Raw genomic sequence first — 22,191 nt, 5'->3', positions numbered from 1 at the left:
CGCCGCGCGCGCCAGCGGCAGGTGCTGCGCGAACGGCAGCAGCACGATCAGGTCGCGCGACTCGACGCCTCGCTCGTGCGAAAACGCCCGCACCGCACGGGCCACCTGTTGCCAGCATTGCGGCACGTCGAGCCCGGGGGCCAAAGGGATGTCCAGGGCTGTTTTCCTTCAATCACCGCCATTGCCGAAGGATCGGGTTAGCGAGTACGCGCACCGACCCCTTGTGTCAAAATCATTTTGCCCTGGAGCCCTGCTGCAAACGCAACGCTTCGGCCCAAAGCCAAAGGAAACATGATGGCCAGTGATTTGATCAAACACATCTCCGACGCCTCGTTCGACGACGACGTACTCAAGTCCGGTACCCCGGTGCTGGTGGACTACTGGGCAGAATGGTGCGGCCCCTGCAAGGCGATTGCGCCGATCCTCGACGAGGTGGCCCGCGACTACGGCAGCAAATTGCAGGTCACCAAGATGAACGTTGACGAGAACCGTGACGTCCCGGCCAAGTTCGGCATCCGCGGCATCCCGACGCTGATGTTGTTCAAGGACGGCAAGTTGGCCGCCACGAAGGTTGGCGCCCTGTCCAAATCCCAATTGACGGCCTTCCTCGACGGCCACCTATAATCGCGGCAAACGTGTCGGGGCGAGGCCAGCCGCCCGCCCCGAGTTCCCGCGAGAAAAGCCGCCACGCCGCGTACCGGCGCGTGGATTCGGCACCCCCACCCAGATTTTCGGCCCTTGATCGCGTGAGCGATCAGCCTTGACCGACAACGTGCCTTTGGTCGAATTCATCGACCAATGCTTGCGTCGTCAGCACCCCGAGGTGCCCTCATGCATCTATCCGAACTCAAAGCCCAGCACATCTCCGAACTGATCAAGGCGGCCGAAACGCTGGAGATCGAGAACAGCAGTCGCATGCGCAAGCAGGAACTGATGTTCGCGATCATGAAAAAGCGCGCCAAGGGCGGCGAGCAGGTGTTTGGTGACGGCGTGCTCGAAGTGCTGCCCGACGGCTTCGGCTTCCTGCGCTCGCCCGAGGCGAGCTACCTCGCCTCCACCGACGACATTTACCTGTCGCCCAGCCAGATCCGGCGCTTCAATTTGCACACCGGCGACATGATCGAAGGCGAGGTGCGCGTGCCCAAGGACGGCGAGCGCTACTTCGCGCTGGTCAAGGTCGACATCGTCAACGGGATCACGCCGGAGGAGAACAAACAAAAGATCATGTTCGAGAACCTGACGCCGCTGTTCCCGAAGGAGCAGTTCAAGCTCGAACGCGACATCAAGTCCGAAGAGAACATCACCAGCCGCATCATCGACCTGATCGCCCCGCTCGGCAAAGGCCAGCGCGCCTTGCTCGTCTCGGCGCCCAAGAGCGGCAAAACGGTGATGATGCAGTACCTCGCACACGCCATCACCGCCAATTACCCCGAGGTCCACCTGATCGTGCTGCTGGTCGACGAGCGGCCCGAAGAAGTGACCGAGATGCAGCGCACCATCCGCGGCGAGGTCATCAGTTCCACCTTCGACGAGCCGGCCGCGCGCCATGTGCAGGTGGCTGAAATGGTGATCGAGCGCGCCAAGCGCCTGGTCGAGTTGAAGAAGGACGTGGTGATCCTGCTCGACTCCATCACCCGCCTGGCCCGCGCCTACAACAACGTGTTGCCGTCGTCGGGCAAGGTCCTGACCGGCGGCGTCGACGCCAATGCGCTGCAGCGCCCCAAGCGCTTCTTCGGCGCGGCGCGCAACATTGAAGAAGGCGGCTCGCTCACCATCATCGGCACCGCGCTGGTCGACACCGGCAGCCGCATGGACGAGGTGATCTACGAAGAGTTCAAGGGCACCGGCAACTGCGAGATCCACCTCGACCGCCGCATGGCCGAAAAGCGCGTCTACCCCTCGATCCTGCTCAACAAGAGCGGCACGCGGCGCGAAGAGCTGCTGCTCAAGCCGGAGATCCTGCAAAAGACCTGGATCCTGCGCAAACTGCTTTATTCCATGGACGAGATCGAGGCGATGGAGTTCATCCTCGACAAGATGAAGTCGACCAAGACCAACCTCGACTTCTTCGACATGATGCGGCGCGGAGGCTGACGAGGCGCGGCGACCGCATGGCATAATTTGCGGCTTTTCATAAACGCCATTCATAAACGCCAGAAAGTGCGCTGCGTCCCGCGGCGGGGCTCCTGCAACGACCAAGAACGACCAAGGATTCGAGATGAAAGACGGCATTCACCCCACCTACCGCGACGTGTGCTTCGTCGACCTGTCCAACGGCTTCAAGTTCGTGACGCGCTCGTGCGCCCAGACGCGCGAAATGACCAAGATGGACGACGGCCGCGAATTGCCGCTGTACAAGCTCGAGACCACCAGCGAATCGCACCCGTTCTACACCGGCACGCAAAAGAGCGTTGACTCGCTGGGCGGTCGCGTCGAAAAATTCCGCAACAAGTTCGCCCACCTCGGCGCGAAAAAGTAAGCCAACTCGACCCCGCATGAAGGCAGCTCCGGCTGCCTTTTTTCATGACCGCATTTGCGGCAACATCCGTCGATGCCCCCCAGCCGACCGCCCGCTTGAGCACCCCCACCCCCGCCCTGGTCGCGCAGCGCGCCGTGCAGCGCCTGCCGCGCGGTGCGTTGCTGCTGTTTTGCGCCGCCTACGTGCTGCCCGGACTGCTCGGGCGCGATCCCTGGCGCAACGCCGACATCACCGCCTTTGGCTACATGTTCGGCTTGGCGCGCGGCACGGCCGAGCCGCTGCTGCCAACCATTGCCGGCCTGCCGGGCGACGGCGCCCTGCTGCCTTACTGGCTCGGTGCGCTGGCCATCAAGCTGCTGGGCTCGCTGCTCGACCCGGCGCTCGCTGCGCGTCTGCCGTTCGCGCTGCTGCTGGTGGGCGTGCTCGTGTTCACTTGGTACAGCACCTATCACCTCGCGCGTACCGAAGCGGCTCAGCCGGTGCCGTTTGCCTTTGGCGGCGAAGCGCAACCGCTCGACTACGCCCGCGCCGTCGCCGACGGTGCGCTGCTGGCGCTGATGGCCACGCTGGGCCTGCTGCAACTCGGCCACGAAACCACACCCGAACTCGTGCAGTTGTTCGGCACCACGCTGTTCGTCTATGCGCTGGCGGCGAGCCCGTGGCGGGCGTGGCCTTCACGCATCGCAGTGCTGGTGGCACTGCCGGTGCTGTCGGCCAGCGGCGCGCCGACCATCGGTGTGGGCTTTGCGTTGGCCGGCGTGCTGGTGAGTCTGCGCTCGAGCTACCCGCTGGCGCGGCGCTTCGCGGCCTGGATCGCAATGGCTGCGATTGTGGCGGCGCTCGCCGCCACGGCGCTCGGCGCCTGGGGATGGCGCGTCTGGACGCTGCCGCGCATCGGCTCGGTGCTGCAATTGCTGGGCTGGTTCGCCTGGCCGGCCTGGGCGCTGGCCGCGTGGACGCTGTGGCGCTGGCGCGGCCACGTGCGGCACCGTCACATCGCGGTGCCGCTCACGCTCGCGGCGGTGGCGTTCATCGCCTGCGTCGGCATGGGCGGCTCCGACCGCGCGTTAATGCTCGCGCTGCCCGCGCTGGCAGTGCTCGCGTCCTTTGCCCTGCCGACCTTGCAGCGCAGCGTCTCGGCCGCGATCGACTGGTTCTCGGTGGCGTTCTTCAGCGTCGGCGCAATCGCCATCTGGGTGGTCTACAGCGCGCTGCAGTGGGGTGTTCCGGCCAAGACCGCCGCCAACGTCGCGCGCCTCGTGCCCGGCTATCCGGGCGGCTTTTCGAGCGTGGCGCTGGCGTGCGCGCTCGGCGCGACGCTCGCCTGGCTGCTGCTGGTGCGCTGGCGCACCGGGCGCCACCGCCACCCGCTGTGGAAGAGCCTGGTGCTGCCGGCCGGCGGCCTCGCCCTGTGCTGGCTGTTGCTGATGACGCTGCTGCTGCCGCTGCTCGACTACGTGCGCAGCTACCGGCCGCTGGTCGAGCGCATTGCGCAGCATGTGCCGCGCGATGCGTGCGTGGCCGCCACCGGCTTGCCGTTGGCCCTGCTGGCGGCGCTCGAGTACCACGGCGGCTGGCGTGTCGAGGCCCAGCCGGGCGCTAGCGTCGCAGGCTGCGAATTCCTGCTCGCGCCAGCACGCACGGGCACGTCCGCGAGTGCGCTCGAGCGCCCTGGCTGGCGGTTGATCGCGCGCGAGCGCCGCCCCACCGAACGCGACGAGCAAACGGCGGTCTACCGGCGCAGCGCCGACCGTGCGGCTCGATGAGGATCGAGCCAGCGCGCTGCGGCTCGCGCGGCTTCAGAGTGCGTCGCGCATGCGCGGGGACGGCGCTTCGAGGTAGCGCAGGCGTGCGGCCGGAAACACCAGCCGGAAGGTCGACCCCTTGCCCGTCTCACTGTGGATGTCGAGCTCGCCACCGTGGCGCTGCGCGACGTGCTTGACGATCGACAGGCCCAGGCCGGTGCCGCCGGTCTCGCGCGAGCGGCTGCCGTCGACGCGGTAGAAGCGCTCGGTCAGGCGCGGGATGTGTTCGCGCTCGATGCCCGGGCCGGTGTCCTTGACCGCGAACTCACCGGAGCCGTCGGGTCGCATGCGCCAGCCAATGTCGATTCGCCCGCCCTCGGGCGTGTAGCGCACCGCGTTGGTCACCAGGTTGCCCAGGGCGCTGAGCAGTTCGCTCTCCGCGCCCGCGATTTGGAGCGCGTCGTCGCCGGTCAGCGTGATCGTCTGCCGGCCCTGCGACAGGGTGCGTGCATCGGCTTCGACCCGCCTCAGCAGCTTGGCCAGCGCAATCCAACGGTCGGCCGCGGGTCGCGGGCTGCCTTCGAGTTGCGCCAAGATCAACAGGTCACTCACCAGCGTCTGCATGCGGTCGGTCTGCTGGGCCATGAGCATCAGCACGCGTTTGCACTCGACCGCGGTCAGCGGCAGCGTGTCCATCGTTTCGATGAAGCCGGCGAGCACCGTCAGCGGCGTGCGGATCTCGTGCGAGACATTGGCCACGAAATCGCGCCGCATCGCGTCCGCTCGCTCGCGCTCGGTGATGTCTTGGGACAGCACGAGCTTCATGCCGCCGCCGTAGTCGCGCACCAGCACCGACAGCGTGCCCAGGCCGCGCGGGTCGACATAGCTCACCGGCTCGTCGTATTTTCCGAACTGCAGGTGCGCGACAAAGGCCGGTGCGCGCACGAGGTTGGTGATGCGCTGCAGCCGGTCGCGCTGCGGATTGAGTCCGAAGTGCGCCGCCGCCACCGAATTGCACCAGTCGATCTGGTCATTGGCGTCGAGCATCAGCACGCCATTGGGCGAGGCCTCGATGGCTTGCAAGAACTGCTCGAGGCGCGCTTTCTCCTCTGCCGCCGTGCGTTCTCGGGCACGAATGCTGCGCTCCACGCGGTAGCCGATCTCGCCCCAGAAGCCGGCGTCGCGCGGCGCATCGGTCTCCTGCGCGCTGCGCAGCCAGGTGATCAGGCGCATGCCGCGCAGAGTGTCGAGCACTGCCAGCGTGCCGACCGCGAGCGCGCCTCCGAGCAGCACACTGAGCACCGGCGCATGCACCGCACCGCCGAGCCAATAGCCCGCCACGCCGCCTGCGACCAGCACCAGCAGGCCCGCGAACAGGCGTGGGAAGAGCCAGGTCAAGCGCACGCTCCCGCAGCCCGGGTGGTCGTCAAACTGAAACCGCAGCGACCTGCTGTGTGAGCCGGTAGCCGGCGCCGCGTACCGTCTCGATCATCGCGGCGCAGGCCACCGGCGCGAGCGTTTCGCGCAGCCGCTTCACATGCACGTCGACGGTGCGCTCCTCGATGAAGACATGGTCGCCCCAGACGCGATCGAGCAGCTGCGCGCGTGAATGCACACGCTCGGGGTGGGTCATCAAGAAATGCAGCAGGCGAAACTCGGTCGGACCGATCTTGACTTCCTGGTCGCCGCGCGACACGCGGCGCGTCGCCGGGTCCAGGCGCAGCGGGCCCAGCTCGACCGCGCTGTCGAGCGCCTCGGGCGCCTTGCGCCGCAGCACCGCGCGGATGCGCGCCATCAGTTCATGGGTCGAGAACGGCTTGGTGAGGTAGTCGTCCGCGCCGGCATCGAGCCCCGCGACCTTGTCGCCCTCGGCCGCCCGCGCCGTCAACATGATCAACGGTAGCTCGCGCGTGCGGCTGTCGGCACGCCAGCGCTTGGCCAGCGCCAGCCCCGACTGGCCTGGCAGCATCCAGTCGAGAATCACCAGGTCTGGCAGCACGCGGTCGATCTCGAGCTGCGCCTGGTCGGACGTTGCGGCCACCCGCACTTCGTAGCCCGCATGTCGCAAGTTGATCGAAATCAGCTCGGCGATCGCCGACTCGTCTTCCACCACCAACACTCGGCTCATTGCCTCGCTCCTTCGCTGCTGCTCATCGCACCATCGACTCGACGGTATCGACTGGGTTGTGCCGCACATCGGTGCCCTTGACCACGTAGATGATCTGCTCGGCCAGGTTCTTGGCGTGGTCGCCCACGCGCTCGATCGCCTTGGCCACGAACACCAGGTCGATGCTGGCCGAGATGGTGCGCGGGTCTTCCATCATGAAGGTGATGAGCTTGCGCATCAGGCCTTCAAACTCCTGGTCGATCTGGTCGTCCTGCTTGAGCACCTCGACCGCCTTGTCGACGTCGAGTCGCGCAAAGGCGTCAAGCGCCTTGCGCAGCAAGGTGGTGGCCAGCGTCGCCTCGAAGGCCACGTCGGACATCGGCAAGCGCAAGCGGCTCGACACGCCGGTATTGACCAGCCGCTGCACGGTGCGCGCGATGCGCGCCGCCTCGTCGCCGACGCGCTCGAGGTTGCCGATCGTCTTGCTGACCGCGATCAAGAGGCGCAGGTCACGCGCGGTCGGTTGCCGCCGCGCGATGATGCTGGAGAGATCGCGGTCGATGTCGAGCTCCATCCGGTTGACCTTCTCTTCCACGGCCAGCACCTGGGCAGCGGTCTCGTTGCTGAAGTTGGTCAGCGCATAGATCGCCTGCGCGACCTGCGACTCCACCAGGCCGCCCATCTCGAGCACGCGCGTCGAGATGCCGCTGAGTTCAGCGTCGAACTGGGTCGAGAGGTGTTTATCGCTCATCGTCGTGCTCCCTGGTGGCGCTTCAACCGAAGCGCCCGGTGATGTAGTCCTCGGTGTCTTTCTTGCGCGGCTTCATGAACAAATCCGACGTGGGGCCGAACTCGATCAGGTCGCCAAGGTACATATAGGCTGTGTAGTCCGAGCAGCGCGCGGCCTGCTGCATGTTGTGCGTGACGATGACGACGGTGTAGTCGTTCTTCAGTTCGTGGATCAACTCCTCGATCTTGCCCGTCGAGATGGGATCGAGCGCCGAGCAGGGTTCGTCGAGCAGCAGGACCTCGGGCTTGATGGCGATGCCGCGCGCAATGCACAGGCGCTGCTGCTGCCCGCCCGACAGCCCCGAGCCGCTCTGGTTGAGCTTGTCCCTGACCTCGTTCCAGAGGGCCGCCTTCTTGAGCGCCCATTCGACGCGCTCGTCCATCTCCACGCGCGGCAGCGTCTCGAACAGCTTCACGCCGAAAGCGATGTTGTCGTAGATCGACATCGGAAACGGCGTGGGCTTCTGGAACACCATGCCGATCTTGGCGCGGATCAGCGAGATGTCTTCCTTGCTGGTGAGGATGTTGTCGCCGTCGAGCAGGATCTGCCCTTCTGCGCGTTGCTCCGGATAGAGCTCGAACATGCGGTTGAAGCACCGCAGCAGCGTGCTCTTGCCGCAACCCGAGGGACCAATGAAGGCCGTCACCTTGTTCTGCGGTATGTCGAGATTAATGCCCTTGAGCGCATGGAAATGCCCGTAATAGAAATCGAGGCTGCGCACCGAGAGCTTGGGCTTCTCGCTCAGCGGCAGTTCCACGTTGGCGTCCATGTCGAAGGCTCCTCGTCGATCAGTGTTTATTGCGAAACAGCGCGCGCGCCAGGATGTTGAGCAGCAGCACGCCGATCGTGATCAGCAGCACGCCAGCCCAAGCGAGTTTTTGCCAGTTCTCGTAGGGGCTGAGTGCAAACTTGAAAATCGTCACCGGCAGGCTCGCCATCGGCGCGTTCAGGTCGCTGGTCCAGAACTGGTTGGACAGCGCGGTGAACAAGAGCGGCGCAGTCTCGCCCGCAATGCGCGCCAGCGCCAGCAGCACGCCGGTGACCACCCCCGCGCGTGCCGCCTTGAGCGTGACGGTCATGATCACCCTCCACTTCGGCGTGCCGAGCGCGTAGGCCGCCTCGCGCAGCGAGTTGGGGATCAGCGTGAGCATGTTCTCGGTGGTGCGGATCACGACCGGAATCACGATCAGCGCAAGCGCCAGCACGCCGGCCCAGCCCGAGAAACCGTGCCTCGGAGCCACCACCACCGAGTAGATGAACAGGCCGATCACGATCGAGGGTGCCGACAGCAGAATGTCGTTGATGAAGCGCGTGAGGCTGCCGAGCCAACCCTTCTGGCCATATTCGGCCAGGTAGATACCCGCGAGGATGCCGATCGGCGTGCCGATGGAGGTGGCCAGCGACACCATCAGCACCGAGCCGAAGATGGCGTTGGCCAGACCACCGGTCTCGGCTTGCGGTGGCGGCGTCATTTCAGTGAAGGTGGCGAGCACCATGCCGCCGATACCCAGGCGCACCGTCTCGATCAGGATCCAGATCAGCCAGAACACGCCGAAGGCCATCGCGCCGAGCGAGAGCACCAGCGCAATCGCATTGATGCGCTTGCGCTTGACATGCTTGCCAAGCCGCCGGGCCTGGAGCGCCGCGCCGGTCTGGCTCGTGATACCGCTCATGTCCGTGTCCCCTCAGCCTTCTTGAGCTGCGCCAACAACAACTTGGAGCATGCCAGCACCACGAAGGTGATGAAGAACAACACCAGACCCAGGTAGATGAGCGAAGCCTGGTGCAGCCCTTCGCCGGCCTCGGCGAACTCATTGGCGAGCGCGGAGGTGATGCTGTTAGCGGCCTCGAACAGCGACAGCGAATCGAGCTGGTTGAAGTTGCCGATGACGAAGGTGACCGCCATCGTCTCGCCGATCGCGCGGCCCAGGCCGAGCATGATGCCGCCCATCACGCCGGTCTTGGTGTAGGGCAGCACCACGCGCGAGACCACCTCCCAGGTGGTCGAGCCCAGGGCGTAGGCAGACTCCTTGAGCATCGGCGGCGTGACTTCGAAAACGTCGCGCATCACCGAGGCGATGAAGGGAATCACCATGATCGCCAGGATGATGCCGGCCGACAGGATGCCGATGCCCACCGGCGGGCCGCTGAACAGCGCGCCCAGCACCGGCACGCCGGCAAACGCCGCCTGCAGCGGCTGCTGCACGTAAGTGGAGAGGATCGGTGCGAACACTAGCAAGCCCCACATGCCGTAGACGATCGAGGGCACGGCAGCGAGCAGCTCGATGGCAATGCCCAGCGGGCGCTTGAGCCAGCCGGGCGAAAGTTCGGTGAGAAAGAGCGCAATGCCAAAGCTCACCGGCACGCCGATCAACAGCGCAATGAACGAGGTCATCAGCGTGCCGTAGATCATCACCAACCCGCCATAGCGGTTTTGCACCGGATCCCATTCGCTGCGCCACAGGAAGGACAGGCCGTATTCCTGGATGGCGGGCGTGGCGCCGATGAACAGCGAGACGATGATGCCCGCCAGCAGGCCCAGCGTCAGGAGCGCCGCACCATGCGCGAGCAAGGAAAACACCGTGTCGGCCCAGGGTGCGGAGCGGCGCCGCGCCAAACGCCGATCCTCGGGGCCGGATCGTTCCATCTTGCTCTTGTCGGGGTACGGAATTGCGGGCAGTGTAGCGGCCACGTCGCGTGCTCCTCGGATGCAACGGCGGGGTGCGCCGCACCGGCGACACCCCGCCAGTGCGGCCTCGAAAGAGGCCGCACTGGCGCTTGCTTACTTGAATGCAATCGCCTTGCCCGATGCGTCCTTGATGTCGTTGGCCCACTGCTTGCGGATCAGCGTCTTGAGGCTGTCGGGCAGGGCCACGTACTCGAGGTCGGAAGCCATCTTGTCGCCGCTCGCATAGGCCCAGTCGAAGAACTTGAGCGCACTTGCGGCGCTGGCCGGCTTGTCCTGGCTCTTGTACATGAGCACGTAGGTCGCACCCGTGATCGGCCAGGCGTCCTTGCCGGCCTGCTCGGTGAGGATCTGGTAGAAGCTCTTGGACCAGTCGGCACCGGTGGCAGCGGCCTTGAAGGTGTCTTCATCCGGCCCGACGAAGTTGCCCGCCTGGTTGCGCATCATCACGTGCGACATCTTGTTTTGCTTGGCGTAGGCGTATTCGACATAGCCGATCGAATTGGGCAGGCGCTGCACGAAGGCCGACACGCCCTCGTTGCCCTTGCCGCCGGCGCCGGTCGGCCAGTTCACCGCCGTGCCCTCGCCGGCCTTGGCCTTCCACTCGGCGTTCAACTTGGAGAGATAGTTGGTGAAGATGAAGGTCGTACCCGAACCGTCCGCGCGCCGCACCACGGCGATCGGCGCGTCTGGCAGGGCGACGCCGGGGTTGAGCGCGGCGATGGCCACATCGTTCCACTTCGCCACCTTGCCAAGATAGATGTCGCCGAGCACCTGGCCCGTCAGCTTGAGCTGGCCCGGAGTGATGCCCTTGACGTTGACCACCGGCACCACCCCACCGATGACGGTCGGGAACTGCACCATGCCGTCCTTGGCCAGTTCATCGTCCTTGAGCGGCATGTCGGTCGCGCCGAAGTCGACCGTCTTGGCCTTGATCTGGCGGATGCCAGCGCCCGAGCCGACCGACTGGTAGTTGATGCGCACGCCGGTGGCCTTGTTGTAGGCATCGGCCCATTTGGCGTAGATGGGCGCGGGGAAGGTCGCGCCGGCGCCGGTCACGTCTTGCGCATGACCGAGGCTCGCAGCAGCGGCCAGTGCGGCCACGACGACGGTGGATCGAAACAGCGTGAAGTTCATGAGAGCAAGCCTTTCAAAGCGAGAGATCGACAGCGGCGACTCTAGGCAGGCCGTGTGACAGCGGCGTGACATCCCTGAATGCCCGCGTCCAGCGCTTGCATGACAGCCGGATTCACGAAACGGTCACGCAACTGTCACGGTCGATTCCTATGCTTTGCGCCACCCGGTCGACTGCACCCATTCAAGGAGTTTTTCGATGTGCCCACGCCAACTGCCCCTGCTGCTCACCACCTCCGCCCTGTGGTTCGGTGTGGCCGGCTGCGCCATCTCTTCGATGCCGACCAGCATCGCGGAGACGGCCGCGACGACGCCGGAGCTGTCGACCTGGAACCGCCTGATCACCGACGCCGGAATGACCGAAACGCTGCGCGCCGCCGGCCCCTACACCGCGTTCGCACCGAGCGACGATGCCTTCAAAGCCGTGCCACAGGCCACGCTCGCATCGCTGGCCAAGGACAAGGAACAGCTGAAGTTGCTGCTGCAATATCACCTCGTGTCGGGCAAGGTGGCCACTGCCGACGTGAAGACCGGCCCGGCCAAGACGCTGCAGGGCGCCAACCTCGCGCTGTCGAAGTCGGGCAACTTCGTGACCGTGGACGACGCCGTGGTAACGCGCGCCGACATGCTGGCAAGCAACGGCGTGGTCCACATGATCGATCGCGTGCTGGTGCCGCCCAAGCGCTGAAGCGTCACGGCGCGCTTGCCCCCGCCGCGGGTCAGCCCTGGCGCACCGCGTCAGCGAGCCGCTGCGCGCAGCTTTCGGCGAGCGTGGCGTCTTGCGCCTCGACCATCACGCGCAACAGCGGCTCGGTGCCCGACGGCCGAATCAGCAGCCGCCCGCGCTTGCCCAGTTCGGCCAGCACGTCCTGCTGCAGGGCGGCCAGCGCCGCGCTCTGCTGCCAATCCTGGCCGGGCACGAGCCGCACATTGACGAGCACTTGCGGGAACAGCGCCACGCCCTCGAGCAACTGCGCCAGTGAGCGGCCGCTGCGCACCACCGCCTGCAGCACCTGCAAGGCGCTGACCAGGCCGTCGCCGGTGGTGTGGCAGTCGAGCGCGATCAAATGGCCGGAGCCTTCGCCGCCGAGTTGCCACCCCCGGGCAAGCAATTCCTCCAGCACGTAGCGGTCACCGACCTTGGTGCGCACGAATTCGATACCGCGTGCGCGCAGCGCCTGCTCGATGGCCAGGTTGGTCATCAGCGTGCCGACCACGCCCTTGGGCGGGTGGCCTCGCGCCAGCCGGTCGAGCACCATGAGGTAAAGCAGTTCGTCACCGTTGTAGAGGCGGCCACCGGCGTCGACCAGTTGCAGCCGGTCGGCGTCGCCATCGAGCGCGATGCCGTAATCGGCGTGGTGGGCGCGCACCGCACTCACCAGCGCATCGGGATGTGTGGCGCCGAAGCCGTCATTGATGTTCAGGCCATCGGGGCTGCAACCGATGGCAATGACCTCGGCGCCCAGCTCGTGAAACACACTCGGCGCGACCTGGTAGGCCGCACCATGCGCGCCATCGATCACCAGCTTCAGGCCCTTGAGCGTGAACTCGGCGCTCACCGTGCTCTTGCAGAACTCGACGTAGCGCCCCTGCGCATCGTCGAGTCGACGCGCCTTGCCGAGTGCGGCCGAGTCGACCCAGCACGGCGTCTCGGCCAGTGCCGCTTCGACCTCCTGCTCCCAGGCGTCGGGCAGCTTTTCGCCGCGCGCTGAAAAAAACTTGATGCCGTTGTCGCCGAACGGGTTGTGCGAGGCGCTGATGACGACGCCAAGGTCCAGGCGCAGCGCGCGCGTCAGGTAGGCCACGCCGGGCGTCGGCAGCGGCCCCGTGAGCAGCACGTCGACGCCGGCCGACGCGAAACCGGCTTCGAGCGCCGACTCGAGCATGTAGCCCGAAATGCGCGTGTCCTTGCCGATCAGCACGGTCGCCTTTTGCTGGTGCGACTTCAGCACGCGGCCGACGGCGTGACCCAGGCGCAGCACGAAATCAGGCGTAATCGGCGCCTGGCCGACGGTGCCGCGGATACCGTCCGTGCCGAAATAAATTCTGCTCATGGGCGGCGATTGTGCCCGCCGGCACACGCCGTCAGCTCAACCCGGCAGGCCTGCTGCGCGCCAGACCGCGAGGGCGTCGACCGTCGCCTGCACGTCGTGTACCCGCACGATGCGCGCCCCACGCTGCACTGCCGCCAGCGCCGCCGCCACGCTGGCCACGAGCCGCTCGCCGAGCGCCTCCCTCCCGATGACGCGGCCGAGCGTGCTCTTGCGCGACCAGCCGGCCAGCAGCGGCCGGCCGAGCGCCATCAACTCCGACTGGCGCGCCAGCAAAGCGAGGTTGTGCTCGCTGCGCTTGCCAAAGCCGATGCCCGGGTCGAGCACGACGCGCTCTGCGGCCACGCCACGTGCGCGCAGCGCTTCGAGCCGCTCACGCAGGAACTCGCGCACCGACGCCACCACGTCGTCGTAGCGAGGCTCGCCATCCTGCATGGTCCGTGGCTCATCGCCGCGCATATGCATGAGGCAGACGCCGCAGGCCGGGTGCGCAGCAACCACGTCGAGCGCCCCCGGCGCGCGCAGCGCCTTGATGTCGTTGACGATGTCCACGCCCAGGTCGAGCGCGGCACGCATCACCTCGGTCTTGTAGGTGTCGATGGAAATTGGCACCCCCAGACGCACCGCCTCACGCAGCACTGGCAGCACGCGCGCCAGCTCGTCGCCAAGCGCCACCGGCTCGGCGCCAGGGCGAGTGGACTCGCCGCCGAGGTCGAGCATGTCGGCGCCTTCCGTCAGCAGCCGCTCGCAGTGCGCCAGCGCGCCGCCATGCATGCCACCGTCCGAAAACGAATCGGGGGTGAGATTGACGATGCCCATTACGCGCGGCATCGCCAGGTCGATCGAGAAGCGAGTGGTTTGCCAGAGCATGGGCGGCGAGTTTCGCGCAAATGGAAAACGGGGCCGGCGAGGCCCCGTTCGGGAGAAGGTGAGGCCGGGCGGGCCTCGGTAGCGCCGGCAACCCCGGCGCCGACGCTCAAACCGTGGCGGGCGCCTCGTCCGGGTTGACGTTGACAGCCCCTCCGCCACCGCTGCGGTTGTTGCCGCTGCTGGTGGACGTCCAGTCCTTCGGCGGCCGCGGCGGCTTGCCGGACATGATGTCGTCGATCTGCTCGCTGTCGATGGTTTCCCATTCCAGCAGCGCCTTGGCCAAGGCATGGATCTTGTCCTGGTTGTCCTCGATCAGCTTGCGCGCCCGGTTGTATTGGTCGTCGATGATCTTGCGGATTTGCTTGTCGACCTTCTGCATCGTTTCTTCCGACACATTGACCTGTTTGGTGATCGAACGGCCGAGGAAGACTTCGCCTTCGTTCTCTGCATACACCATCGGACCCAACTCGTCGGTCATGCCGTAGCGCGTGACCATGTCGCGGGCAATCTGCGTGGCGCGCTCGAAGTCGTTGCTGGCACCCGTGGTCATCTGGTTCATGAACACCTCCTCGGCGATGCGACCACCGAACAGCACCGAAATCGTGCTGAGCATGCGCTCCTTGTCGAGGCTGTAGCGGTCGCCTTCAGGCAGCTGCATGGTCACGCCCAGGGCACGTCCACGCGGGATCACCGTCACTTTGTGGACCGGGTCGGTCTTAGGCATCAGGCGCGCCACCAGCGCATGGCCGGACTCGTGGTAGGCGGTGTTGCGGCGCTCGTCCTCCGGCATGATCATGGACTTGCGCTCCGGGCCCATCATGATCTTGTCCTTGGCCTTCTCGAAGTCGACCATCTCGACCACGCGCGCACTGCGCCGCGCAGCAAACAGCGCCGACTCGTTGACCAGATTGGCCAGATCGGCGCCCGAGAATCCCGGCGTGCCGCGCGCCAGAATGTCGGCGCGAATGTCCTGCCCGATCGGTACCTTGCGCATGTGGACGTTGAGGATCTGCTCACGACCGCGCACGTCGGGCAAGGTCACGTAGACCTGTCGGTCAAAGCGGCCGGGGCGCAGCAGCGCGGGGTCGAGGATGTCGGGCCGGTTGGTGGCCGCCATCACGATCACGCCGACATTGGTCTCGAAGCCGTCCATTTCGACGAGCATCTGATTCAAGGTCTGTTCGCGCTCGTCGTTGCCGCCGCCAAGTCCGGCTCCACGATGCCGCCCGACGGCATCGATCTCGTCGATGAAGATGATGCAGGGCGAATTTTTCTTCGCCTGGTCGAACATGTCGCGCACACGGGCCGCGCCCACGCCGACAAACATCTCGACAAAGTCAGAACCCGAAATGCTGAAGAACGGCACCTTGGCCTCACCCGCGATCGCCTTGGCCAGCAAGGTCTTGCCGGTGCCGGGAGGACCGACCAGCAGCACCCCGCGAGGAATGCGGCCGCCGAGCTTCTGGTACTTCTGCGGATCCTTCAGGAAGTCGACCAGTTCCTTGACCTCTTCCTTGGCCTCGTCGCAGCCGGCGACATCGGCAAAGGAAGTGGTGTTGTTGGCCTCGTCGAGCATGCGTGCCTTGCTCTTGCCGAAGCTGAAGGCGCCGCCCTTGCCACCGCCCTGCATCTGGCGCATGAAGTAGATCCACACGCCAATCAACAGCAGCATCGGGCCCCACGACAGCAGGATGCTCATCAGCACCGACGGCTCTTCGCGCGGCTTCACATCGAACTTGACGTTGTTGTTGATCAGGTCGCCGACCAGGCCGCGGTCAAGGTAGGTGGCGGTGGTGCGAAGCGTCTTGCCGTCGGTGGTCTGGGCGCGAATCTCGGTTGCGCCACTGCCGCTTTCCTGCAAAGTCACCGCAGCAATGTGCTTGCTGCGCACCTCTTCCAGGAAGTCGGAATAGCCGATCTGGCCAGTGGCGCTCACCTTGCCGTCGAACTGCTTGAACACAGTAAACAGCACCAAGCCAATGACCAGCCAGACTGCGACCTTGGAAAACCATTGATTGTTCACCGCGGCTCCTTCATTACCACTTCACGGCCCAGGGTGGGCTCCAACTGCAGCACGAGAATCATTCCATCCATCTCGTGAGATGGCGCCGATTTTAGTCCGATCAAGACTGCAGGCCCGGCCGCCTTGGCGATGCGCGCCCATGGACATTGACCGGTTTCATGCTGTTTCAAACGGATCGTCGGCTTTGCCTCGCGCCGCTTCGCTTCGGCCCTGCTTCGGACCGATGCCGACCAGGAAGGTTTCCGAAGACTTGTCGCGCGAAGCCTTTGGCTTGATCGGCTTGACGACGCGAAACCGCTGCTTGAAAAGCTCGACCAACTGGCTGTGGCCGCTGCCGTGAAAGAGTTTGCACACGAGTGCACCGCCGCTGCGCAAGCGTGTTTCTGCAAACTCGACCGCCAGTTCGACCAGCAGGGCCACGCGCGCCGCATCGGACGAGGCGATGCCAGACAAATTGGGCGCCATGTCCGAGACCACCACATCGATCGGACGCCCCGCCAGGGCGGCATCGAGCCGCTCCAGAACGGCCGCGTCGTGAAAGTCGCCCCGAATGAACTGCACACCCTCAATCGGTTCGCAGTCGATCAGGTCCAGAGCGATGATGGTGCCGTTGAGCGAACCCACGGCCGCGCCGCCGGTGCCAGCATCACGCGGCGCGAACTTTCGCCGCAGGTACTGGCTCCACGCGCCTGGCGCGGCGCCGAGATCGACCACGAGTTGGCCCGGTTTGATCAGGCCAAGCGTCTCGTCGATCTCCTTCAATTTGTACGCGGCACGTGCGCGATAACCCTCTTTGTGCGCCAGTTTCACGTAGGGATCGTTGACATGGTCGTTGAGCCACGCCTTGTTGACCTTCTTGCTCTTCGTCTTGACTTTCATGCGGGTCGATAATACGGGGATGCCTGCATTTGAATTGACTGCCGCCGAGCGCAGAACCCACCGCGCCGAGGCGCACCACCTCGACCCGGTTGTCATGATCGGCGGCGACGGACTCACGCCCGCGGTGATCAAGGAAGCCGACGTCGCCCTTAATGCCCACGGGCTCATCAAGCTGCGAGTGTTTTCGAACGAGCGCGAACAGCGCGGGGCGTTGCTCGCCACGCTGTGCGAACAGCTCGGCGCCGCGCCGGTGCAGCACATCGGCAAGCTGTTGGTGCTGTGGCGCCCGGTCCCCGAAAAAGTGAAGATCGAGGACGAAACGCGCAAATCCGGTCCGCGCGTGGTGAAGATCCTCAAGTTTTCCAAGAGCGGCAACCACCGCGCCCAGGTCAAGAAGCTCACCGTGCTCGGCAACGAACGGCTCACCGCGGGCGGCATCGTCAAGCGCGCCAAGAAGCGCATTCCGAGCGCCAAGAAACGCGGCGTCTAGCGCGGGGGCACTCAGGCGTCGGCGCGGCTCGCGCGCCAGGCCAGCGCTGCGACCAGCACGGTCTTCAAGCCAAACAACGCTGCCGACGCGCCGTGCAGCGCGGCAAATGACCAGCGCCCCTGCCCGTCGCGTGCCGCCTCCAGCATCGGTTGCAATGCGTGGTGGCCAAGCAAAGTACAAAACAGGGCGCCAAGCGCCATCAGCAGTTCGGCACTTATGCGCGGTCCGGACCCGGCCGCGGCGCGGCGCTGCTCGAGCAGGCCCAGCGCGCCACCCAGCAGCAGACTCGCCTGCGCCTCGACGGCAAACAGCCGCGCGGCGGCGCGGCCTGCGCAGGGCCGATCGAGCAATGCGAACAGCGCGGGTGCGGCAATCAGGGCCAGCGCCAGCAGCCCACCGAGCCACAAACCTGGCAGCAACCGGCGCAGCCGATCGAGCGCAGGGGCCGCCGACGCGAACCTCACAGGTAACGCACCTCGACGATCTCGTAGCGCCGCACGCCGCCGGGCGCCTGGAACTCAGCCACGTCGCCGGCCAAGCGGCCGATCATGGCGCGCGCGATCGGTGAGCTGACCGAGATCAGACCCTGCTTCAGGTCGGCCTCGTCGTCGCCGACGATCTGGTAAGTGACGGCTTCGCCGGAACTTTCTTCCTCGAGCTCGACGGTGGCGCCGAACACCACCTTGCCACCTGCATCGAGCGTGGACGGGTCGATGATCTGTGCCGCGGCCATCTTGCTTTCGATTTCGAGGATGCGGCCTTCGATGAAGCCCTGCTTGTCCTTGGCGGCTTCGTACTCGGCGTTCTCGGACAAGTCGCCCTGGGCACGCGCCTCGGCGATCGCCTGGATCACCGCATGGCGTTCCACGGATTTGAGGCGCTGCAGCTCGCTCTTGAGTTTTTCGGCGCCGCGTCGGGTGAGCGGAATGGTGACCATGGCAATGTTCTCTCTGGATCGATGCGGTCTTCAAAAAAACACAGCCGCCCCGAGACTCCGGGGCGGCCTTGAGTGACGTCTAAGCCGTGCCAGTTTAGTGGAGTTCGGCGTGCATTTCCTGCAGCGAGCGCACCGTCAGATCGTCCTGGTGTTCGAGCGCCTCGACCGCCGCCTCGCAGCCCGCCATGGTGGTGTAGTAGCTCACGCGATTGGCAATCGCCGCGGTGCGGATGTAGCGCGAATCCGCAATGGCGGTGCGGGTTTCGTCGACGGTCGTGAACACCAGCTGGATCTCGCCAGCCTTGATGAGGTCGGCGATGTGCGGTCGCCCGTCCTTGACCTTGTTGACGAGCTTGACCGGCACGCCCGCTGCCGCGATCGCCGCCGCCGTGCCCCGGGTGGCGACCACGTTGAAGCCGAGCGCGACCAGATCCGCGGCGACCTTGACGGCACGGTCCTTGTCGGCGTTCTTGACGGTGATCACGACCGTGCCCGCACTCGGTAGTTTGGAGCCGGCGCCGAGCTGGCTCTTGAGCATCGCTTCGCCGAAGCTGCGGCCCGTGCCCATGACCTCGCCGGTCGAGCGCATTTCCGGGCCGAGCACGGGGTCGACGCCCGGAAACTTGTTGAATGGGAACACCGCTTCCTTCACGCAGAAATAGGGTGGCACGATCTCGCGCGGTGGCTCGCCGCCCAGCGCTCTTTGGTCTGCGAGCTTTTGGCCGACCATGCAGCGCGCGGCGATCTTGGCAAGCGGCTGCCCGGTCGCCTTGGAAACAAACGGCACGGTTCGCGAGGCGCGAGGGTTCACTTCGAGCACGTAGACCACGGCCTCATCGCCCTCGCCCTGGATGGCGAACTGCACGTTCATCAGGCCGATGACCTTCAAGGCCTTGGCCATCAGAGTGGTCTGGCGGCGGAGTTCGTCCTGCAGCGCGGCGGGTAGCGCATAGGGCGGCAGCGAGCATGCCGAGTCGCCCGAGTGAACGCCCGCCTGTTCGATGTGCTCCATGATCGCGCCGATCATCACCTGCTCGCCATCGCTGATGCAGTCGACGTCGACTTCCACCGCATCGTCGAGAAAGCGGTCGAGCAGCACCGGCGACTTCTCGCTCACCTTGACCGCTTCGCGCATGTAGCGCTCGAGGTCCTTGTCGCCGTGCACGATCTCCATCGCGCGCCCGCCGAGCACGTAGCTCGGCCGCACGACCAGCGGGTAGCCGATCTCCTGCGCGAGCAGCAAGGCCGCCTCCTCGGTGCGAGCGGTGCGGTTGGGCGGCTGCCTGAGCCCCAGCTTGTGCAGCAGTTGCTGGAAGCGCTCGCGGTCCTCGGCGATGTCGATCGAATCCGGCGAGGTGCCGATGATCGGCACGCCGGCACGCTCGAGGTCCAGGGCCAGCTTGAGCGGCGTCTGCCCGCCGTACTGCACGATCACGCCGACCGGTCTTTCCTTGTCGACGATCTCGAGCACGTCTTCGAGCGTCACCGGCTCGAAGTAAAGGCGGTCCGAGGTGTCGTAGTCGGTCGACACGGTCTCGGGGTTGCAGTTGACCATGATGGTTTCGTAGCCGTCCTCGCGCATGGCGAGCGCGGCATGCACGCAGCAGTAGTCGAACTCGATGCCCTGGCCAATGCGGTTGGGTCCGCCGCCGAGCACCATGATCTTCCTGGCCGACGTGGGCTCGGCTTCGCATTCCTCGTCGTAGGTCGAGTACAGGTAGGCTGTCTGGGTGGCGAACTCCGCCGCGCAGGTATCCACGCGCTTGTAGACCGGGCGGATCCCTTGTTCGTGGCGCCGCGCGCGCACGGCGTGTTGGTTGCTGCCCAGCAGCTTGGCAAGCCTGCGGTCGGAAAATCCCTTGCGCTTGAGAAAGCGCAGTTCGCCCGCGCTCAGGCTGGCGAGCTGGCGGCCGTGAAGCGACTGCTCGACCTGCACGAGCTGCTCGATCTGCGCCAGAAACCACGGGTCGATCGCGGTTTCTTCAAAGATTTCCTGGCGCGTCATGCCGATGCGAAATGCATCCGCCACGAACAAGATGCGCTCGGGGCCGGCTTCGCCGATTTCCTGGACGATCTCCTCGCGGTCGGTGCTGCGCTCGGCCAGCCCGTCGATGCCGGTTTCCAGGCCGCGCAGCGCCTTCTGGAAACTCTCCTGGAAGGTGCGGCCCATCGCCATCACCTCGCCCACCGACTTCATCTGCGTGGTCAGGCGCGAGTCCGCGGCAGGAAACTTCTCGAACGCAAAGCGCGGAATCTTGGTCACGACGTAGTCGATGCTTGGCTCGAACGAAACCGGCGTTGCGCCGCCGGTGATGTCGTTGCGCAGTTCGTCGAGCGTGTAGCCGACCGCCAGCTTGGCGGCCACCTTGGCGATCGGAAAGCCGGTCGCCTTGGATGCGAGCGCCGAGCTGCGCGACACGCGCGGGTTCATCTCGATCACGGTCATGCGGCCGTCGGCCGGGTTGATCGAGAACTGCACATTGGAGCCGCCGGTGTCCACGCCAATTTCGCGCAGGATCGCGATCGAGGCATTGCGCAGCAGTTGGTATTCTTTGTCGGTCAGGGTCTGGGCCGGCGCGACGGTGATCGAGTCGCCAGTGTGGATGCCCATCGGGTCGAGGTTCTCGATCGAGCAGACGATGATGCAGTTGTCCGCCTTGTCGCGAACCACCTCCATCTCGTATTCCTTCCACCCGATCAGCGACTCCTCGATCAGCAGTTCCTTGGTCGGCGACAAATCCAGGCCGCGCTTGCAGATCTCTTCGAACTCGGCCGGGTTATAGGCAATGCCGCCGCCCGTGCCACCGAGCGTGAAGCTCGGGCGGATCACCATCGGGAAGCCCGTGCCGCCGATCTCGTGGGCGATGCGACGCTGCACGTCGAGCGCCTCGTCCATCGAGTGGGCGATGCCGCTCTTGGCGGAATCCAGGCCGATCTTGGTCATCGCGTCCTTGAATTTCAGGCGGTCCTCGGCCTTTTCGATCGCCTGTTCGTTGGCGCCGATCATCTCGACACCGTACTTCGCCAGCACGCCGTGCTTGTGCAGCTCGAGCGCGCAATTCAGCGCGGTCTGCCCGCCCATGGTGGGCAGCACCGCCATTTTGTCCGCGGGGTGAGCCAGGCATTCCTTGGCGATGATCTTCTCGATCACCTGCCAGGTGATGGGCTCGATGTAGGTCGCGTCGGCCATCTCCGGGTCGGTCATGATCGTCGCCGGGTTGCTGTTGACAAGGATGACGCGAAAGCCCTCCTCGCGCAGCGCCTTGCAGGCCTGGGCGCCGGAGTAATCGAACTCACAGGCCTGCCCGATGATGATCGGGCCAGCGCCGATGATGAGAATGCTTTGGAGGTCGGTGCGCTTGGGCATGTCAGTTCGTTTCCATCAGCGCAATGAAGCGGTCGAACAAATAGCCGATGTCGTGCGGCCCGGGCGAAGCCTCGGGGTGGCCCTGAAAGCAAAACGCCGGTTTGTCGGTGCGCGCCAGGCCCTGCAGCGTGCCGTCGAACAAGCTCACGTGCGTGGGGCGCAAGTTCGATGGCAGCGTGCTCTCGTCGACCGCGAAGCCGTGGTTCTGGCTGGTGATGCTCACGCGCCCCGAGTCGAGATCCTTCACCGGGTGGTTGGCGCCGTGGTGGCCAAACTTCATCTTGAAGGTTCTTGCGCCCGAGGCGAGCGCCAGGATCTGGTGCCCGAGGCAGATGCCGAAGGTCGGCAGGCCCCGCTCTACCAGCGCGCGCGTCGCCTCGACAGCGTAGTCGCAAGGTTCGGGGTCGCCCGGCCCGTTGCTCAAAAAGATGCCGTCGGGCTCGAGCAACAGCACCGCGGCGGCCGGCGTGCGCGCCGGCACCACCGTGACCTGGCAGCCGCGGCTGGCCAGCATGCGCAGGATGTTGCGCTTGATGCCGTAGTCGTAGGCCACCACATGATGGTGCGGCGCGGTCTGGCGGCCATAGCCGGGCCTGCCTTCGGCGTGCGAGAGCGACCATTCGGTCTCGGTCC

The 22,191-nt window shown here is 65.6% G+C and carries 21 protein-coding genes; 6 read left to right on the top strand and 15 right to left on the bottom strand.

Features of this window, described 5'->3' with window-relative positions; genetic code table 11:
• Positions 1 to 294 precede the first annotated feature (294 nt).
• The 4 genes from trxA (at position 295) to RMO12_RS09645 (ending at position 4,245) form a co-directional block, all read left to right on the top strand.
• Entirely contained in the window at positions 295 to 624 is a 330-nt protein-coding gene (gene trxA / locus RMO12_RS09660) for a thioredoxin TrxA (protein WP_309626117.1), read from the top strand.
• Positions 625 to 831: 207 nt separating this feature from the next.
• Complete coding sequence (gene rho / locus RMO12_RS09655; protein ID WP_309626118.1) at positions 832 to 2,094, top strand: transcription termination factor Rho; 1,263 nt, start codon at positions 832 to 834, stop codon at positions 2,092 to 2,094.
• A 124-nt stretch (positions 2,095 to 2,218) separates the two neighbouring features.
• Entirely contained in the window at positions 2,219 to 2,479 is a 261-nt protein-coding gene (locus RMO12_RS09650; RefSeq protein WP_309639129.1) for a type B 50S ribosomal protein L31, read from the top strand.
• 95 nt (positions 2,480 to 2,574) lie between these two features.
• The gene (locus RMO12_RS09645; protein WP_309639128.1) at positions 2,575 to 4,245 is read left to right on the top strand and encodes a hypothetical protein; all 1,671 of its coding nucleotides are present in this window, start codon (positions 2,575 to 2,577) and stop codon (positions 4,243 to 4,245) included.
• A 33-nt stretch (positions 4,246 to 4,278) separates the two neighbouring features.
• Here RMO12_RS09645 and phoR read toward each other — a convergent pair whose 3' ends face one another.
• From phoR to pstS, 7 genes are all read right to left on the bottom strand, one after another.
• Positions 4,279 to 5,622: a phosphate regulon sensor histidine kinase PhoR gene (phoR, locus tag RMO12_RS09640; protein ID WP_309639127.1), complete on the bottom strand. Its 1,344-nt coding sequence runs from the start codon at positions 5,620 to 5,622 to the stop codon at positions 4,279 to 4,281.
• A 28-nt stretch (positions 5,623 to 5,650) separates the two neighbouring features.
• Positions 5,651 to 6,352, bottom strand: coding sequence for a phosphate regulon transcriptional regulator PhoB (gene phoB / locus RMO12_RS09635; RefSeq protein WP_309639126.1), 702 nt, complete (start codon positions 6,350 to 6,352; stop codon positions 5,651 to 5,653).
• A gap of 22 nt (positions 6,353 to 6,374) precedes the next feature.
• Positions 6,375 to 7,082, bottom strand: coding sequence for a phosphate signaling complex protein PhoU (phoU, locus tag RMO12_RS09630; RefSeq protein ID WP_309624422.1), 708 nt, complete (start codon positions 7,080 to 7,082; stop codon positions 6,375 to 6,377).
• A 22-nt stretch (positions 7,083 to 7,104) separates the two neighbouring features.
• Entirely contained in the window at positions 7,105 to 7,890 is a 786-nt protein-coding gene (gene pstB, locus RMO12_RS09625; RefSeq protein WP_309624421.1) for a phosphate ABC transporter ATP-binding protein PstB, read from the bottom strand.
• Between the two features lie 19 nt (positions 7,891 to 7,909).
• Positions 7,910 to 8,794, bottom strand: coding sequence for a phosphate ABC transporter permease PstA (gene pstA, locus RMO12_RS09620; protein WP_309639125.1), 885 nt, complete (start codon positions 8,792 to 8,794; stop codon positions 7,910 to 7,912).
• Positions 8,791 to 9,768 (bottom strand): phosphate ABC transporter permease PstC, encoded by a 978-nt coding sequence (pstC, locus tag RMO12_RS09615; RefSeq protein ID WP_309639124.1) that lies wholly within the window; start codon positions 9,766 to 9,768, stop codon positions 8,791 to 8,793. The genes pstA and pstC overlap by 4 nt, the downstream gene beginning before the upstream one ends.
• A gap of 135 nt (positions 9,769 to 9,903) precedes the next feature.
• Complete coding sequence (gene pstS / locus RMO12_RS09610; protein WP_309639123.1) at positions 9,904 to 10,944, bottom strand: phosphate ABC transporter substrate-binding protein PstS; 1,041 nt, start codon at positions 10,942 to 10,944, stop codon at positions 9,904 to 9,906.
• Between the two features lie 196 nt (positions 10,945 to 11,140).
• Between pstS and RMO12_RS09605 the strand changes: the two genes are divergently transcribed.
• A complete protein-coding gene (locus RMO12_RS09605) occupies positions 11,141 to 11,629 on the top strand; it encodes a fasciclin domain-containing protein (protein WP_309639122.1) in 489 nt (162 codons plus the stop codon).
• Positions 11,630 to 11,660: 31 nt separating this feature from the next.
• On the opposite strand, the gene glmM is transcribed toward RMO12_RS09605, so the two are convergent.
• From glmM to RMO12_RS09585, 4 genes are all read right to left on the bottom strand, one after another.
• On the bottom strand, positions 11,661 to 12,995 hold the full coding sequence (gene glmM, locus RMO12_RS09600) for a phosphoglucosamine mutase (RefSeq protein WP_309639121.1): 1,335 nt from the start codon (positions 12,993 to 12,995) through the stop codon (positions 11,661 to 11,663).
• A 36-nt stretch (positions 12,996 to 13,031) separates the two neighbouring features.
• Positions 13,032 to 13,862, bottom strand: coding sequence for a dihydropteroate synthase (gene folP / locus RMO12_RS09595; RefSeq protein ID WP_309639120.1), 831 nt, complete (start codon positions 13,860 to 13,862; stop codon positions 13,032 to 13,034).
• 106 nt (positions 13,863 to 13,968) lie between these two features.
• Positions 13,969 to 15,885, bottom strand: coding sequence for an ATP-dependent zinc metalloprotease FtsH (ftsH, locus tag RMO12_RS09590; RefSeq protein WP_309639119.1), 1,917 nt, complete (start codon positions 15,883 to 15,885; stop codon positions 13,969 to 13,971).
• 156 nt (positions 15,886 to 16,041) lie between these two features.
• On the bottom strand, positions 16,042 to 16,764 hold the full coding sequence (locus RMO12_RS09585; RefSeq protein ID WP_309624872.1) for an RlmE family RNA methyltransferase: 723 nt from the start codon (positions 16,762 to 16,764) through the stop codon (positions 16,042 to 16,044).
• A 19-nt stretch (positions 16,765 to 16,783) separates the two neighbouring features.
• Between RMO12_RS09585 and RMO12_RS09580 the strand changes: the two genes are divergently transcribed.
• The gene (locus RMO12_RS09580) at positions 16,784 to 17,254 is read left to right on the top strand and encodes a YhbY family RNA-binding protein (RefSeq protein ID WP_309639118.1); all 471 of its coding nucleotides are present in this window, start codon (positions 16,784 to 16,786) and stop codon (positions 17,252 to 17,254) included.
• Positions 17,255 to 17,265: 11 nt separating this feature from the next.
• On the opposite strand, the gene RMO12_RS09575 is transcribed toward RMO12_RS09580, so the two are convergent.
• The 4 genes from RMO12_RS09575 to RMO12_RS09560 form a co-directional block, all read right to left on the bottom strand.
• Entirely contained in the window at positions 17,266 to 17,718 is a 453-nt protein-coding gene (locus tag RMO12_RS09575; RefSeq protein ID WP_309639117.1) for a DUF4149 domain-containing protein, read from the bottom strand.
• Positions 17,715 to 18,191: a transcription elongation factor GreA gene (greA, locus tag RMO12_RS09570; protein ID WP_309639116.1), complete on the bottom strand. Its 477-nt coding sequence runs from the start codon at positions 18,189 to 18,191 to the stop codon at positions 17,715 to 17,717. The genes RMO12_RS09575 and greA overlap by 4 nt, the downstream gene beginning before the upstream one ends.
• Before the next feature lie 94 nt (positions 18,192 to 18,285).
• Positions 18,286 to 21,558: a carbamoyl-phosphate synthase large subunit gene (gene carB, locus RMO12_RS09565; protein WP_309639115.1), complete on the bottom strand. Its 3,273-nt coding sequence runs from the start codon at positions 21,556 to 21,558 to the stop codon at positions 18,286 to 18,288.
• Position 21,559: 1 nt separating this feature from the next.
• The coding region (locus RMO12_RS09560) for a carbamoyl phosphate synthase small subunit (protein WP_309639114.1) at positions 21,560 to 22,191 on the bottom strand (632 nt) is incomplete at its 5' end.

This window comes from Methylibium sp. (assembly GCF_031393925.1).
GTDB lineage: Bacteria > Pseudomonadota > Gammaproteobacteria > Burkholderiales > Burkholderiaceae_C > Methylibium.
The sequence above is the reverse complement of the archived record's forward strand: the minus strand, read 5'-3'. Positions and strand labels throughout refer to the sequence as shown.

Bases quoted from the DNA above. Each gene is read 5' to 3' on its own strand.
- phoB (WP_309639126.1), bottom strand. From the start codon at position 6,352: ATGAGCCGAGTGTTGGTGGTGGAAGACGAGTCGGCGATCGCCGAGCTG.
- pstA (WP_309639125.1), bottom strand. From the start codon at position 8,794: ATGAGCGGTATCACGAGCCAGACCGGCGCGGCGCTCCAGGCCCGGCGG.
- folP (WP_309639120.1), bottom strand. From the start codon at position 13,862: ATGCTCTGGCAAACCACTCGCTTCTCGATCGACCTGGCGATGCCGCGC.
- pstC (WP_309639124.1), bottom strand. From the start codon at position 9,768: ATGGAACGATCCGGCCCCGAGGATCGGCGTTTGGCGCGGCGCCGCTCC.
- RMO12_RS09580 (WP_309639118.1), top strand. From the start codon at position 16,784: ATGCCTGCATTTGAATTGACTGCCGCCGAGCGCAGAACCCACCGCGCC.
- pstS (WP_309639123.1), bottom strand. From the start codon at position 10,944: ATGAACTTCACGCTGTTTCGATCCACCGTCGTCGTGGCCGCACTGGCC.
- RMO12_RS09585 (WP_309624872.1), bottom strand. From the start codon at position 16,764: ATGAAAGTCAAGACGAAGAGCAAGAAGGTCAACAAGGCGTGGCTCAAC.
- RMO12_RS09605 (WP_309639122.1), top strand. From the start codon at position 11,141: ATGTGCCCACGCCAACTGCCCCTGCTGCTCACCACCTCCGCCCTGTGG.
- carB (WP_309639115.1), bottom strand. From the start codon at position 21,558: ATGCCCAAGCGCACCGACCTCCAAAGCATTCTCATCATCGGCGCTGGC.
- glmM (WP_309639121.1), bottom strand. From the start codon at position 12,995: ATGAGCAGAATTTATTTCGGCACGGACGGTATCCGCGGCACCGTCGGC.
- phoU (WP_309624422.1), bottom strand. From the start codon at position 7,082: ATGAGCGATAAACACCTCTCGACCCAGTTCGACGCTGAACTCAGCGGC.
- trxA (WP_309626117.1), top strand. From the start codon at position 295: ATGGCCAGTGATTTGATCAAACACATCTCCGACGCCTCGTTCGACGAC.
- RMO12_RS09650 (WP_309639129.1), top strand. From the start codon at position 2,219: ATGAAAGACGGCATTCACCCCACCTACCGCGACGTGTGCTTCGTCGAC.
- pstB (WP_309624421.1), bottom strand. From the start codon at position 7,890: ATGGACGCCAACGTGGAACTGCCGCTGAGCGAGAAGCCCAAGCTCTCG.
- greA (WP_309639116.1), bottom strand. From the start codon at position 18,191: ATGGTCACCATTCCGCTCACCCGACGCGGCGCCGAAAAACTCAAGAGC.
- rho (WP_309626118.1), top strand. From the start codon at position 832: ATGCATCTATCCGAACTCAAAGCCCAGCACATCTCCGAACTGATCAAG.